Source organism: Candidatus Omnitrophota bacterium (genome assembly GCA_041648975.1).
Lineage (GTDB): Bacteria > Omnitrophota > Gorgyraeia > 2-01-FULL-45-10 > 2-01-FULL-45-10 > JAQUSE01.
This window is the reverse complement of record JBAZNZ010000017.1, coordinates 18,152-32,336: the sequence shown is the minus strand read 5'-3', so window position 1 is coordinate 32,336 and position 14,185 is coordinate 18,152. Positions and strand designations below refer to the sequence as shown.

Here is a 14,185-nt window from a genome sequence, read left to right as displayed (position 1 = left end):
ATCGGGGGGGTTCGTATGAGCGTATTGGTGCCGATGGTAATAGAGACGACCGGCAGGTCGGAGAGGGCATACGATATATATTCTAGGCTTCTCAAGGATAGGATAATATTTATCGGGACCGCTATAGATGACATGGTCTCCAATCTGATAATAGCGCAGCTTTTATTCCTGCAGATGGAAGACCCGGAGAAGGATATTGACGTTTACGTAAACACGCCCGGCGGTTCGGTGACGAGCGGCCTGGCGATATACGATACCATGCAGTTCGTTAAGCCTGACGTAAATACATATTGCGTAGGCCAGGCGGCGAGTATGGGAGCCGTGCTGCTTGCGGCCGGTACTCCCGGGAAGCGCTTTGCGCTCCCTCACGCCAGGATAATGATACACCAGCCATGGGGAGGAGTGCAGGGGCAGGCCACCGACATAAGCATACAGGCGCAGGAAATACTTAGGCTGCGCGCGCGGATCGAAGAGATACTGGCTAAACATACAAAGCAGCCGATAGATAAGATAAAGAAGGATACGGACAGGGATTACTTCCTGTCTTCGGACGAGGCAAAGACATACGGATTAGTCGACGAGGTAATTGCCAATATTTCTAAGAAGAAATAAATCAGAAGTTACGTAATGTTAGAGAAGGTTAATTAAGGTTCCGTAAGGTTGCAGTACTTTTGTAACATTATGCAACATTCACTAACCTTACGTAACGTTACGTAACTTTAAAATACGGAGATAGCGCATGAAAAAATACCTGATGACCCCGGGACCCACGCCGGTTCCTGAAGACATAAGAAACGAAATGGCGAAACCTATAATACACCATAGGACTAAAGAGTATCAGGGCATATTTAAGGACGCCACCGAAGGCTTAAAAAAGTTATTCAGGACTTCCGGGGACCTGTTCACCTTCACTTCAAGCGGCACAGGCGCCATGGAGGCGTCTATCGTCAATGTCCTTTCGGCAGGCGATAAGATAATAGTGGTAAGGGGCGGAAAATTCGGCGAGAGGTTCGGCGACATAGCAAAGGCTTATGGCGTAGAGGTAATACCCGTTGATGTTGAATGGGGAAGCGGCCCTAAGCCGGAGGCCATAAAGGATCTGCTTAAGAAGAATCCGTCTGTGAAAGCGGTTTATACTACGCTTTGCGAAACGTCGACAGCAACGGTATTTGACATCAAGGCGATCGGGGAGGTCGTGAAAGCGACAGACGCCCTCTTCATAGTGGACGTTATAAGCGGACTGGGCGCTGATAATTTTGAGAATGACGCCTGGGGAGTGGATATAGCGATATGCGGTTCGCAAAAGGGGCTTATGATACCGCCCGGCCTGGCGTTCTGTACGGTTAGCCAGAAGGCATGGAAAGCGGTTGAGACGTCGAAGCTGCCTAAGTTCTATTTCAATTTTAAAAAATACAAGAAAGCATATATCGATACTGATACACCCTTTACTTCGGCTATTACGCTCGTTATAGGGCTGAAGAAGGCTGTCGAGAAGATCAACGCCAAAGGCGTCGACAAGGTTATTGCTGAACATCAAAAGATGGCCGTAGCATTCCGGGCCGCCGCCAATGCGCTTGGTTTGCAGATATTTTCGAAATCCCCGTCGTCGGCCGTAACAGGTATTAACGCGCCCGCGGGAATAAATGCGGACGATATCATAAAGCTCCTGAAGACCGAGTTCGGGGTCACTTTCGCCGGCGGGCAGGAACAGCTTAAGGGAAAGATATTCAGGGCCGCTCATATGGGCGGGATCGACGAAGAGCATACGATAGAATCCATTAAGGCGCTTGAACAGGCCCTCGCGAAATTGGGATATAAATTTAAAACAGGCAGCGGATTAGAAGCTGCTAAGAAGATACTAGGTTAAGCAAGGAGAAGATCATGTCATTCAAGGTTCTGATAAGCGATTCACTTTCAAAGGAAGCGGTGGACATACTGGAAAGAGAAAAGGAATTTAAGGTCGACGTCAATACTAAACTGACGCCGGAAGACCTTAAGAAGGTCATAAAAGATTATGACGCGCTTCTGGTCAGAAGCGCCACTAAGGTCACGAAGGACGTTATAGAGGCTGCGGACAGGCTTAAGATAATAGGAAGAGCGGGTGTGGGGCTCGATAACGTCGACGTCAACGCCGCGTCCAAGAAGGGCGTGATCGTAGTTAACACACCGGGCGGCAATACCATCTCGACAGCCGAGCATACTTTTTCGATGATGCTTGCCCTTTCACGCAACATTCCGCAGGCCGACCACTCGATGAAGAAGGGCGAATGGGAACGTAAAAAATTTATGGGTGTGGAACTTTATGGAAAGATCCTGGGAATAGTAGGGCTTGGCAGGATAGGTACGGAAGTAGCAAGAAGGGCCATCAGCTTCGAGATGAAGGTCCTGGCTTATGATCCGTTCCTTTCGGCCGAAAAGGCTAAGGAGCTCGGGATAGAACTTGTAGATGTAGAGACGTTATGCAAAGAGGCGGATTATATAACTGTCCATACACCGCTTACAGAAGAGACGAAGCATATCATATCTGACGGGGAATTCGCGGTAATGAAGAAAGGCGTAAGAGTGATCAATTGCGCCAGAGGCGGTATTATAGATGAAGAGGCCCTTATAAAAGCGCTAGAGTCCGGGAAGATCGCGGGAGCCGCGCTAGACGTATATGAGGAAGAACCTCCGAAGAGCTCGAAGCTGCTGAAATTTGACAAGGTAGTTCTTACGCCGCACCTTGGCGCGTCTACGGAAGAGGCGCAGGTAAATGTGGCTATTGATATCGCGAATACTGTCCGCGACTGCCTTCTAGGCCGCGGCGTGCGCAACGCAGTGAACGTTCCTTGTGTAGATCCGGAGATATGCAAGATAATCGACCCTTACCTTAAATTGGCGGAAAAGATAGGCGCTATGCAGTCGCAGCTTGCCGAGGGGCACATCAAGAGAGTGAAGATAAGGTATGTCGGCGATATACTTAAATACGAACTTTCGCCCCTGACGGTATCCCTGATGAAGGGCATGCTCACGCCTATACTGCAGGAGACCGTAAATTTTGTGAATGCTCTCGTTATAGCAAAAGAGCGAGGCATAAATATCATAGAGTCCAGGACGGCCGAGGTGCAGGATTTCGCGAACCTGATAGAGGTCGAGGTAGAGACCGACAAGATGACAAACGTGCTTACAGGCACATTATTTACAAAGGTCGATCCCAGGATAGTCAAGATAAACGAGTTCTACGTCGATTCCGTGCCTGAAGGATATATGCTGGTGATCTGTAACAATGACGTCCCCGGCATAATAGGGCAGATCGGCACCATATTAGGTAAGAACGGCGTAAATATAGCCGGCATGTCGTTCGGCCGCGACGAAAAAGGCGGCAGGGCCGTCAGCATACTCAACATAGATAGCGATGTCCCGAAGAAGGTCCTGGAAGAGATGCGGAAGGCGAAGAATATCAACGAAGTCAAGCTGGTTAAGTTGTAAGTCGTAAGTTTTAAGTTATAAGCTATAAACAATTTGTTTACAACTTACTACTTATAGCTTACAACTATCTTAGAAAGGTAATCGATCATGAAAAAACAAAAAAAGATATATATCCTCGATGTGACGAACCGCGACGGCGTGCAGACCTCGCGGCTTGGTTTGGCTAAACTGCAGAAGACGATGATCAATATCTATTTAAACGAAATGGGAGTCTCGCAATCTGAGTTCGGTTTCCCCGTTACAAGGCACGAGACCAATTACCTGAACGCAAACCTGGAGCTTGTGAGAAGCGGCGCATTGAAGCCGATAAAATTGAGCGGTTGGATAAGGGCTATTAAGGATGACGTGGAGAAGGCCTGCAAGATGACCAAGGTGAAAAATCTCAATCTTTCGATATCCACATCGGACCAGATGATAAACGGGAAGTTCCAGGGCAAATACACAAAAGAAGACGTGATAAAGGAGATGGTCGAAGCCCTCCACGCGGCGCGCAGGCTCGGCATAGAGTTGATCGGCGTTAACGCTGAAGACGCGTCGAGGACGCGTATAGATTATCTTATCAAGTTCGCGCGCGCGGCCAAGAAGGCGGGAGCCAACAGGATACGGTATTGCGATACGCTTGGATATGACGATCCTTTCACGATCTATGAGAGGATAAAGGTTTTGGCGGAAGAGGTCAAGCTGCCCATAGAGCTGCATTGTCATAACGACCTCGGGATGGTCGTGGCCTGTTCTGTCGCCGGGGCAAAAGCAGCGATCGATGCCGGCGTGGACGCTTATATAAACACTACGGTCAACGGTATGGGGGAAAGGGCCGGCAACGCGGATCTGGTGAGCGTTATCCTGGCAATTAAATATTCCAGCGGCTTCAGCGGCAGGTACATACTCGATGAGCGTATCAAATTATCTCATGCATGGAAGATAGCCAAATACGCCTCCTACGCATTCGGCGTTCCCATACCTATCAATCAGCCCGGAGTAGGGGCTAATGCCTTTGCTCATGAGTCCGGGATACACGCGGACGGAGCCCTGAAGGACAGGAGAAATTACGAGCTCTACGATTTTGAGGAGTTGGGCAGGGGGGAGCCCGAGATAATAGATACGGGAAGACAGATCACGGCGGGCGAATACAGCGGTATAAAAGGGTTCAGGAACGTTTATGATAAGCTCGAAGTGAAATTTAATGACGAAAAAGAGGCTACGAAGATACTGGAGCTGGTCAGATATGCCAACGTGCATACTCAGCGGCCGCTTATAGAAGACGAATTACGGTTCATAGCCAAATATCCGGAGATAGCCCGCCAGATATTTACGATGGCGCCCTAGTTCCTCAAAAAAAGAAGATATTATGAAAATAATCAAGATGCTGATGGTAGGGGCCTGCCTGCTCTATTTTTCTTCGACGGCTTATCCGGAAGAAAAGAATACGACGGCCAAGCCCGCCGCGGCCAAGATATCAAAAAAAGACGCACCAGCCAGGAAACCTGTCAGCCAGCTGACAAAAGAAGAGCTCATCGAACAGATAAAATTTACCCTCGAGAACGATCCCGAAGTCCTAGACTACATCCCGGAAATAAAAGCGATAAAGGATAAGCAGGACAATATATCATACCAATTAAGCGGCAAGAAGCTTGAGATGTCGGATAAAGAGACATTGCTTAAGTTCTTTAACCGTATTAACAATGAAGTCGGAAGGTTGAGAGCGGAGGTATTGAACAGGCAGCTCGAAGCTGCGAGGGCCAGCCAGCAGGCTGTTATGGCCGCTCATCAGCAGGCTGTCATAAATGCCCAGGTACAGGCCGCTCGCGCCGGTCAATCGCGCCCGCCGGTCATTCTTCAAGTCCCTAAAACGCCGTCTGCGCCGGCAAGCGTTCCTCAGGTCCCGAAAACGCCGCCGCAGCCGCCTTCGATCCCAAGGAGATGATGAGGTATGCCTAATATAGTGATACTTGGAGCGCAGTGGGGCGACGAAGGCAAAGGCAAGGTCATTGATATATATGCCCCCAAGGTAGATTTCATCGTAAGGTACCAGGGCGGAAATAACGCCGGCCATACTGTTGTAATAGGCGGCGAGGAATTCATACTCCATCTCGTGCCGTCGGGGATATTGCACAAGAAGAAAATATGCGTAATCGGCAACGGAGTGGTGATCGACCCCAAGGCGCTGCTGGAAGAGATGGAGATGCTGAAGGGCAAAGGCATCGCCACCGATGGGAGGTTGTTCATCAGCGAAGACGCCCATGTGATATTCCCATACCATAAGAGGCTAGATGAACTGAAAGAGCAGAAAAAAAAGAATATAGGCACTACGAAGAAAGGGATAGGGCCGTGTTATGCCGACAAGGTCGCACGAAGCGGCATAAGGATAATGGATCTTCTGGAAAAAGAAGCTTTTAAGGAGAAGCTGGAAGGGATACTTGAAGAGAAGAACGCTATCCTTACTAAGATATACGGCGCAGAAGGATTTGCTTTCGACTCCCTGTATAAAGAGTACCTCGATTACGCCGATCGTATCAGGGGATACGTCTGCAATACGACCTTGTTGTTGAATAGCGCGATCAGGAAGAATAAGAGCATATTATTCGAAGGCGCGCAGGGCACTCTCCTCGATGTCGACCACGGGACATATCCGTTCGTTACATCCTCGAACTCGACCGCGGGAGGCGCGTCTACCGGCACAGGAGTGGGCCCTACTAAGATAGATAAGGTCATAGGCATAGTCAAGGCGTATACGACGAGGGTCGGAGAAGGCCCGTTCCCGACAGAGTTTTCGGAGGGCCTGATGGGCAGGATAAGGAAGAAGGGGAAGGAATTCGGAGCGACTACAGGCAGGCCCAGGCGTTGCGGCTGGTTCGACAGCCTTGTTGTGAAACACTCCGTAATGGTGAACGGCATAGATGAGATCGTAGTGACGAAACTCGACGTCCTGGACGACCTCGATACGCTGAAGATCGGCACTGCTTATAGATATAAAGGTAAGACATATAAGGATTTTCTTTACGATATTAACGCGCTCGGCGGCTGCGAAGTCGTTTATGAGGAGCTTCCCGGATGGAAAGAGGATACTACAGGCATAACGTCTTACGCAGGACTCCCGAAGAATGCTAAGAACTACCTGAAGAGGATCCAGGAGATATTGAAAACGCAGATAGTGCTGATATCGGTAGGTTCTGACAGGAAACAGACATTCACAAAGAAGGCATAATGGCCGGGCGTTCTGGAATATCCTTGACTTTGAAACAGCCGGGTGATAATATTTTTCGTATAACATAAATGGAGGGAGTGAGCTATGAAGAAATTAGGTCTATTGTTCTTGACAGCGATCTTTGCCGTTACGATTAGCGGCTGCGCAATGAATTTTTACAAAGGAAAGCCGGAGCAGGAGAAAAAGATAAGGCAATTGACCGGACAGATCGAAGAGTTGGAGCAGGCCAAGCGTTTGCTTGAGGATAAGCTCGCGGGAGAGATAAGTGGCAATCAGGTACTCCTGGAGAAGACGTCGAGAGGACTCATTATAACTATGACTAACGATGTCCTGTTCGATTCTGGTAAGGCGAAGCTGAAAAAGAGCGCCCATCCCGTATTGAACAAGATCGCCGGCGTCCTGCAAGAAAGCGTTCCGAACAGGGATATCGGCGTTGAAGGACATACGGATAATGTGCCGATCAAGCATTCCGGTTGGAAATCGAACTGGGAGCTTTCCGCCGCGCGGGCAACGAGCGTATTGCATTACCTCATAGACAACTGCGGAATACAACCTAAGCGGCTGTCGGCTATAGGGTACGGCGAATTCAGGCCCATAGAGTCGAATGAGACAAAGGCGGGCAAGGCCAGGAACCGCAGGGTCGAGATCATAATATTGCCTAAAGATATTACCAAGAAGTCTTATGAGGAGACGCAGGGCAGGATATCTGAGGAGGCAAAACAGGCCGAGGAATCAAAGATAGGTCAGGAGACCGTAAAATAGGTATCAAGCATAAGATAATAGACGGAAGCTCAACGTGGGGGATGTAAATATCCCCCATTGTTGTTTAGATATCGGATTCTAATAGTTGATATTTAAACAATCCGCCGAAGCCAAGCTTTCTTGCTGCATACATGGCGAAGGCGGATAAAGAGAATCGATGAATGAGTTCAAGAACATCCCTCAACACGTAGCGATCATAATGGACGGCAACGGCCGTTGGGCAAAGGCGCGCGGCCTTCCGCGGATAGCGGGCCACCGCGCAGGGGCTAAATCCGTCGATGAGATAACCACGGCCGCTCGTGAATCGGGGATAAAGGTGCTTACGCTCTATACCTTCTCGACGGAGAACTGGAAGAGGCCGCCCGGCGAGGTAAGCGCGCTCTTTAAATTGCTCGACAGATATCTCGATAAAGAAGAGGCCGCTCTCAATAAGAACAATATCAGGCTATCCGTCATTGGACATATAGACGAGCTTCCCGCTCCTACGCAAGACCGGATAAGGCGCGTGATCTCTTCAACGCAAAACAATTCCGGCATGATACTCAATCTCGCGTTAAATTACGGATCCAGGGCGGAGATATTGGATGCAGTCCGGGCTGTCGCGCTTGAGGTGAAAAGTGGTTCCGTTCCCGTCGAGCAAATAGACGAGAAGATGTTCTCCGGAGCGCTCTATACCAAAGGCCTTCCCGATCCGGACCTTCTGATTAGGACATCGGGGGAATACAGAATATCAAATTTCCTGCTGTGGCAGATATCGTATTCGGAAATTTATATAACACAGAAGCTCTGGCCCGATTTCAGGAAGGCCGATCTGAAAAAAGCCGTTATGGAATATCAGAACAGGGAGAGGAGGTACGGTGGATAGCTACAGTCTCTCAAGGCGTATAGGCACAAGCGCTTTGATCGTAACCTTGGCGGCGCTTGTGACATTCTGTTTCCCAAACTGGGCATTCTCTCTCCTGGCGTCCGCGATGATAGGGGTGGGCCTATTTGAGTATTTCAACATAGTAGAAAAGAAGGGCATATTCGTATATAAATATTTCGGCATTATCGTCGGAATGCTTGTTCCGGCTATAATATATTTTCAGATGGGCAGCGAGGGCTACTTTACGCTTGAGCCTTTTTTTATAGTCATAGCATGCCTCTTCATCTTCGTTCTTCAGTTCATAAGGCGGGACAGCTCTCAGGCCCTTGCAAGCATCGCAGTTACTCTGTTCGGGCTTTTATATATAGCGTGGTTCTTCTCCTTTTTCATAAAGCTGAAGTTCCTGCCCGGCGGCACGCGTCTCGTCGCTTTCCTTATAATAGTCACAAAGATGGGCGACATCGGGGCCTACTTTTTCGGAAACTTTTTCGGCAAGCACAGTCTTATACCGCGGATAAGCCCGAACAAGACGGTTGAGGGGACTTTGGGAGGGCTCGCCTGCAGCATATTGAGCGCGTTTGCGAGCAAACCATACCTGCCGCAAATTCATTTCGCGCATCTTTTGGTACTGGGCGCCATTCTCGGCATTCTGGCTCAAGTCGGCGATCTTGCGGAGTCTCTAATCAAGAGAGATTGCGCGGTGAAAGATTCAGGCGCTAACCTTTCCGGGTTTGGGGGAGTTCTCGACCTGATAGACAGCCTTTTGTTTACGACGCCGATATTTTATTTCTACGTAGTGATACTTCTTAAATGATGGAAAAAATAGCCATACTCGGTTCTACAGGATCTATCGGAGTGAACGCCCTGGAGGTAGTATCGAGCCTGAAAGACAGGTTCGAAGTAGTCGCTCTCTCCGCGGATTCCAACGCAGAGCTCCTCTCAAAACAATCCCGCGCCTTCCTCCCCAAGGTCATAGCTATACGAGACGACAAGCTTGCTAAAAAGCTGAAGAGGACCGTACCCTCCGGGACGAGGATCGTCTGCGGGATGGACGGTCTGGCAGAGATCGCGTCCAGGAGCGATGTGGACGTAGTGCTCTTCGCGCTTAGCGGTGCAGTGTGCCTGATACCACTTATCGAAGCGATCAGACACAGGAAGAGGATAGCCCTCGCGAACAAAGAGTCGCTTGTCTGCGCCGGCTCGATAATCAAGAGCGAAGCCAGGAGACATAATGTCAGGATCGTGCCTATTGACAGCGAACACAGCGCGATATTCCAATGTATTGAAGGCAGGGAGAGGTTCCTGGCGAAAATATATCTTACCGGAAGCGGCGGGCCTCTCCTGGATGTGCCGGTAAAAAAGTTCGATAAATTGCCGAGAGAATTTATTCTTCGCCACCCGAGGTGGAAAATGGGTAAGAAGATATCGGTCGATTCGGCGACCATGATGAACAAAGGGCTGGAGATAATAGAGGCTAAACACCTGTTCGATATCAATGAAAAGGAGATAGAGGTATTGATACACCCGGAAGCTATCATCCATTCCATGGTGGAGCTGACAGACGGCGCGATCCTGGCTCAGATGGGGGCGCCTGATATGCGCTCTCCGATACAATACGCGCTTACGTATCCGAACAGGCTGAAGAGCCTGGCGAGGAACGTCGATTTTTCCAGGATCGCGGCACTAACTTTCCGCCAGCCCGATGTCAAAAAATTCCCGTGCTTGTCGATCGCGCGGCAGGCCGCTAGGGACGGGGGGTCTGCGCCTGCGGCCCTATGCGCAGCCGATGAGGAATTGGTAGGCGCGTACCTCGGTAAAAAGATCCGGTTCTCGGATATACCGAAAAACATAGAGAAAGTCCTGTCGCGCCATAAAAACATAGATCGTGAGCCCTCCATATACGATGTCCTTGAAGCGGACAGGTGGGCCAGAGAGGAAGCGAGGTCACTGTGCTGTCATTAGTATATTTTATTATCGTATTGAGCGTTCTTGTGCTTGTGCATGAACTTGGACATTTTGCCGCGGCCAAGCGCCTTGGTGTAAGAGTTGAGGTATTTTCTTTCGGTTTCGGCCCGAAGTTATGGTCGATAAAAAGAGGCGAGACGGAATACGTGCTGTCAGCCATACCGCTTGGCGGATATATCAAGATGGCCGGCGATGAGCCGCATGAAGCGCTTAAACGTGAGAAGTGGGAATTTCTTTCCAGGAGGGTCTGGGACCGCGCGCAGATAATACTGGCCGGGCCGCTCACCAATTACCTGCTCGCTTTCATCGTATTTGCCGTCATATTCATGTTCGGCAGCCCGACCATGACGACGGAGATCGGAGGCCTTTTAAAAGATTATCCCGCCGAAAAATTCGGTTTAGCCGTAGGGGATAAGATAGTGTCCATCGATGGGAAGAACGTCAAATACTGGGAAGACATGACAGAGGCCATATATAAACATACGGAAGGGTCAATGCGTATTCTAATAGAGAGAAAAGGGGAGACATTTGAAGAAGATATTACGCCTGTAGTCCGCAAGACGAAGGATATTTTCGGCAAAGAGGTCAAGGTTGCCCTTATAGGGATATCCCCTTCTCAGAAGATAGAGAAAGTTAAGTACGGTTTTCTCGATTCACTGAATATGGGGTGGAAGAAACTGATAAACCTGACTGTCATGACATATAAGGCCCTATGGTCGATCCTTATAGGACGGATCTCTGTGAAAGAATCGATGACCGGTCCGATAGGAATATTCGTGGTGACCGGTCAGGCTGCCAGGATGGGGTTTATTTATATATTTCACCTTATGGGAATATTGAGCGCTTCGCTTGCCATCTTTAACTTATTGCCTTTTCCGGTTCTCGACGGGGGGCATATCATATTTCTGGCGCTGGAGAAACTGAGAGGCCGGCCTCTATCTATTAAGACGCAGGAGATAATAACGAATATAGGCATAAGCTGTCTCATATTGCTTACTATATTCATATTTTATAACGATATTGTAAAGTTCGGTATCGGGACCAAAGTAATGGGGATTTTTAAGAAGTAGGTCAAGCATGGGTCAAGGTTAACTCGATGATAAATAGAAAAAAGACCAGACAGGTAAATGTAGGCGGAGTGAAGATCGGAGGCGGCGCTGACGTCACTATCCAGTCGATGACAAAGGTAGAGACTGCCGATGTCGGCCGCGTTGTATCGCAAATAAACGCTTTGGAGAAGTGCGGCTGCGATATTGTACGCGTCGCCGTGAAGAACCTTATGGACGCCGAGGCTGTCAGGGCGATAAAGAAGCGCATTAATATACCGCTCATATGTGATATACATTTTGACTATCGCCTGGCTCTCAAATCGATAGCCGGCGGGGCGGACAAGATACGCCTTAATCCCGGTAACATGCGCGATTCGGACGAGATCGCGGCGGTAATCAAGGCAGCGAAGAAGGCTCGGATACCGGTGAGGATAGGCGTTAATTCAGGATCTGTCATTAAGGTGCGGGGAAAGGGTAATTCGTCCGTTCTTGTTGACGCGGCGCTCGGATATATCAAACTGTTTGAGGATTTCGACTTTCGTGATATAATCATATCGCTTAAGGCGTCAGATGTAGTCTCAACGGTCGAGTCATACAGGCGTATGGCCAAACTTTGCGACTATCCGCTCCATCTGGGGGTTACGGCGGCCGGGTCATATGATAAAGGTATAGTGAAGTCGTCTATAGGGATTGGGGCGCTTCTCTTAGATGGCATAGGCGATACGATAAGAGTCTCCCTTACGGGTGATCCGGTAGAAGAGGTGATCGCGGGTAAGCGAATATTGAGCTCGTTAGGCTTGAGGAATTTTGGCCCTGACGTGATATCCTGCCCGACGTGCGGCCGCTGCCAGGTCAACCTGGCAGCGATTGTCAATGAGTTAGAGCGTAAACTTACAGCTTACAGCTTACCGCTTACAGCTAAACGTCCGCTTACGATCGCAGTTATGGGTTGCGAGGTGAATGGTCCGGGGGAAGCTCGAGAGGCTGATATAGGTATAGCCGCCGGGAAAAAATCAGGTGTGCTGTTCAAAAACGGTAAAATTGTAAAGAGAGTAAAAGAATCGGACTTTGTAAAAGAGATATTAAAATTCATTAAGCTGAAAGCTGATAGCTGACGGCTGAAAGCTATTTTATGCGCTGGACACAGGCTTTTATACCGACATTGAAAGAAGACCCGCAGGACGCTGAGGTCATAAGCCATAAGCTTATGGTAAGGGGCGGTTTTATAAGGAAGCTCGTCTCGGGGGCTTATTCGTATCTTCCGCTAGGCGTTCGCGTTCTAGAAAAAGTCGAAAAGATCATAAGGGAAGAGATGAACGCGAAAGACGCCCAGGAAGTGCTTCTGCCGGCAATACATCCTCCGGAGATATGGAAGAAGACAGGCCGTTACGATGTGCTCGGGCCGGTCCTCATAAAGTTCAAGGACCGCCACGGCAAGGAGTGCGTCCTCGGCCCTACCCACGAAGAGATTATAACAGACCTTGTGGCGAACAACATAAGCTCTTACAAAGATCTGCCCCAGATATTTTACCAGATACAGACAAAATTCAGGGATGAGCCGCGGCCTAGGTTCGGCGTTATGAGGACATCCGAATTCATAATGAAGGACGCTTACAGCTTTGACTGCGACGCCGAAGGCATGGAGAAGAGTTACCGGAAGATGCATGAGGCGTATTGCCGTATATTCGAAAGGTGCGGACTTCCGTATGTCGCCGTCGAAGCCGATCCCGGGATGATGGGAGGAGGCGCATCCTGCGAGTTCATGGTCCCGTCGGAAGCGGGTGAGGACAGGATCGTCGTCTGCTCCAAGTGTTCGTACGCAGCGAGCACAGAGGTAGCGGCGTGTAAAGATGAGGCAAAGGGCCCCGCCGGAACCGGAACAAGAGGCGGGGCAGGCAAGGGTTCAAAAGAGAAGAAAATGCCGATAACCGAGGTTGAGACGCCCGGGATTACTACGATCGAAAAAGTTTCCGAATTGCTAAAGACCGAACCGTCGAGACTCGTCAAAACACTTCTATATAAAGCCGATGACAGGATAATCGCGGTGCTTATAAGGGGTGACCATGAAGCCAATGAAAAAATTTCTGAAGTGCGCAGTCCTCGAACTTGCGGACGTAAAGACCGTCGAAGAAGCGACCGGCGCGCCGGTAGGTTTCTCCGGCCCGGTCGGGCTCCGCTCTGTCAGGATAATTGCGGATGACAGCGTTAAGAATATGGTCAATTTCATCACAGGCGCGAACAAGAAAGACGCGCATCTCATAAACGTCAATATGGACAGGGATCTTGAGGTAAAGGAGTTCGGCGATTTGAGGGTTATAACCAGGGACGACGGATGCCCTTCCTGCGGAAAGCCGGTAGAGATAAAGCAGGCGATAGAGATAGGCCATACATTCAAGCTCGGCACAAAATATTCACAATCGCTGGACGCGAAGTTCCTCGATAAGGAAGGTAAAGAGAACATAGTCGTTATGGGTTGTTATGGTATCGGCGTAAACCGGATAATCGCAAGCCTAATAGAGACGTCAAACGACAAAGACGGCATAATCTGGCCGGCGGCAATATCGCCCTATCAGATCGTTATCCTGGCGCTAAACGCGGAAAACAAGAAGGTGAAAGAGCTATCGGATGAGGTTTACAATAACCTTACGAAAGACGGATACGATGTCCTTTATGACGACAGGTCGATCTCAGCAGGAATTAAGTTTAAAGACGTAGACCTGATCGGAATACCAATAAAGATCGTTATAGGCGAGCGCAATGCCAAGAAGGGCATTGTGGAAGTGAAAGACAGGAAGACCGGAAAGGTCGATGAGGTCAAGTCTCAGGACCTGGAATCCCACCTTAAGTCCATAAAAAATATTTCTTGACATG

Annotated in this window: 14 protein-coding genes; all 14 read left to right on the top strand. The window is 49.3% G+C overall.

What is annotated here, in order from left to right:
• Positions 1 to 15 precede the first annotated feature (15 nt).
• A complete protein-coding gene (clpP, locus tag WC592_06270; GenBank protein ID MFA4982054.1) occupies positions 16 to 612 on the top strand; it encodes an ATP-dependent Clp endopeptidase proteolytic subunit ClpP in 597 nt (198 codons plus the stop codon).
• 127 nt (positions 613 to 739) lie between these two features.
• The gene (locus tag WC592_06265) at positions 740 to 1,867 is read left to right on the top strand and encodes an alanine--glyoxylate aminotransferase family protein (GenBank protein ID MFA4982053.1); all 1,128 of its coding nucleotides are present in this window, start codon (positions 740 to 742) and stop codon (positions 1,865 to 1,867) included.
• 14 nt (positions 1,868 to 1,881) lie between these two features.
• The gene (gene serA, locus WC592_06260) at positions 1,882 to 3,468 is read left to right on the top strand and encodes a phosphoglycerate dehydrogenase (protein ID MFA4982052.1); all 1,587 of its coding nucleotides are present in this window, start codon (positions 1,882 to 1,884) and stop codon (positions 3,466 to 3,468) included.
• 87 nt (positions 3,469 to 3,555) lie between these two features.
• A complete protein-coding gene (locus WC592_06255) occupies positions 3,556 to 4,794 on the top strand; it encodes a homocitrate synthase (GenBank protein MFA4982051.1) in 1,239 nt (412 codons plus the stop codon).
• A 22-nt stretch (positions 4,795 to 4,816) separates the two neighbouring features.
• Positions 4,817 to 5,392, top strand: a complete 576-nt coding sequence (locus WC592_06250; GenBank protein MFA4982050.1) for a hypothetical protein — start codon at positions 4,817 to 4,819, stop codon at positions 5,390 to 5,392.
• A gap of 6 nt (positions 5,393 to 5,398) precedes the next feature.
• A complete protein-coding gene (locus tag WC592_06245; protein MFA4982049.1) occupies positions 5,399 to 6,673 on the top strand; it encodes an adenylosuccinate synthase in 1,275 nt (424 codons plus the stop codon).
• Between the two features lie 84 nt (positions 6,674 to 6,757).
• Positions 6,758 to 7,435, top strand: a complete 678-nt coding sequence (locus tag WC592_06240) for an OmpA family protein (protein MFA4982048.1) — start codon at positions 6,758 to 6,760, stop codon at positions 7,433 to 7,435.
• 157 nt (positions 7,436 to 7,592) lie between these two features.
• Positions 7,593 to 8,300, top strand: coding sequence for an isoprenyl transferase (locus WC592_06235; protein ID MFA4982047.1), 708 nt, complete (start codon positions 7,593 to 7,595; stop codon positions 8,298 to 8,300).
• Positions 8,293 to 9,114 (top strand): phosphatidate cytidylyltransferase, encoded by an 822-nt coding sequence (locus tag WC592_06230; GenBank protein ID MFA4982046.1) that lies wholly within the window; start codon positions 8,293 to 8,295, stop codon positions 9,112 to 9,114. The genes WC592_06235 and WC592_06230 overlap by 8 nt, the downstream gene beginning before the upstream one ends.
• Complete coding sequence (locus WC592_06225) at positions 9,111 to 10,262, top strand: 1-deoxy-D-xylulose-5-phosphate reductoisomerase (protein MFA4982045.1); 1,152 nt, start codon at positions 9,111 to 9,113, stop codon at positions 10,260 to 10,262. The genes WC592_06230 and WC592_06225 overlap by 4 nt, the downstream gene beginning before the upstream one ends.
• Positions 10,223 to 11,335, top strand: coding sequence for an RIP metalloprotease RseP (gene rseP / locus WC592_06220; protein ID MFA4982044.1), 1,113 nt, complete (start codon positions 10,223 to 10,225; stop codon positions 11,333 to 11,335). Before WC592_06225 ends, rseP begins: the two co-directional genes overlap by 40 nt.
• A 26-nt stretch (positions 11,336 to 11,361) precedes the next feature.
• On the top strand, positions 11,362 to 12,429 hold the full coding sequence (gene ispG / locus WC592_06215) for a flavodoxin-dependent (E)-4-hydroxy-3-methylbut-2-enyl-diphosphate synthase (GenBank protein MFA4982043.1): 1,068 nt from the start codon (positions 11,362 to 11,364) through the stop codon (positions 12,427 to 12,429).
• Between the two features lie 17 nt (positions 12,430 to 12,446).
• Positions 12,447 to 13,514 (top strand): proline--tRNA ligase, encoded by a 1,068-nt coding sequence (gene proS / locus WC592_06210; protein ID MFA4982042.1) that lies wholly within the window; start codon positions 12,447 to 12,449, stop codon positions 13,512 to 13,514.
• Positions 13,399 to 14,181 carry a His/Gly/Thr/Pro-type tRNA ligase C-terminal domain-containing protein gene (locus tag WC592_06205; protein MFA4982041.1) on the top strand — a complete coding sequence of 261 codons (783 nt, stop codon included), beginning with the start codon at positions 13,399 to 13,401 and terminating at the stop codon, positions 14,179 to 14,181. The genes proS and WC592_06205 overlap by 116 nt, the downstream gene beginning before the upstream one ends.
• The last annotated feature ends 4 nt before the right edge of the window (positions 14,182 to 14,185 follow it).

Coding starts and splice junctions, on each gene's coding strand:
- clpP (MFA4982054.1), top strand. CDS start 16: ATGAGCGTATTGGTGCCGATGGTAATAGAGACGACCGGCAGGTCGGAG.
- serA (MFA4982052.1), top strand. CDS start 1,882: ATGTCATTCAAGGTTCTGATAAGCGATTCACTTTCAAAGGAAGCGGTG.
- WC592_06250 (MFA4982050.1), top strand. CDS start 4,817: ATGAAAATAATCAAGATGCTGATGGTAGGGGCCTGCCTGCTCTATTTT.
- ispG (MFA4982043.1), top strand. CDS start 11,362: ATGATAAATAGAAAAAAGACCAGACAGGTAAATGTAGGCGGAGTGAAG.
- WC592_06255 (MFA4982051.1), top strand. CDS start 3,556: ATGAAAAAACAAAAAAAGATATATATCCTCGATGTGACGAACCGCGAC.
- proS (MFA4982042.1), top strand. CDS start 12,447: ATGCGCTGGACACAGGCTTTTATACCGACATTGAAAGAAGACCCGCAG.
- WC592_06265 (MFA4982053.1), top strand. CDS start 740: ATGAAAAAATACCTGATGACCCCGGGACCCACGCCGGTTCCTGAAGAC.
- WC592_06225 (MFA4982045.1), top strand. CDS start 9,111: ATGATGGAAAAAATAGCCATACTCGGTTCTACAGGATCTATCGGAGTG.
- WC592_06235 (MFA4982047.1), top strand. CDS start 7,593: ATGAATGAGTTCAAGAACATCCCTCAACACGTAGCGATCATAATGGAC.
- WC592_06240 (MFA4982048.1), top strand. CDS start 6,758: ATGAAGAAATTAGGTCTATTGTTCTTGACAGCGATCTTTGCCGTTACG.
- WC592_06245 (MFA4982049.1), top strand. CDS start 5,399: ATGCCTAATATAGTGATACTTGGAGCGCAGTGGGGCGACGAAGGCAAA.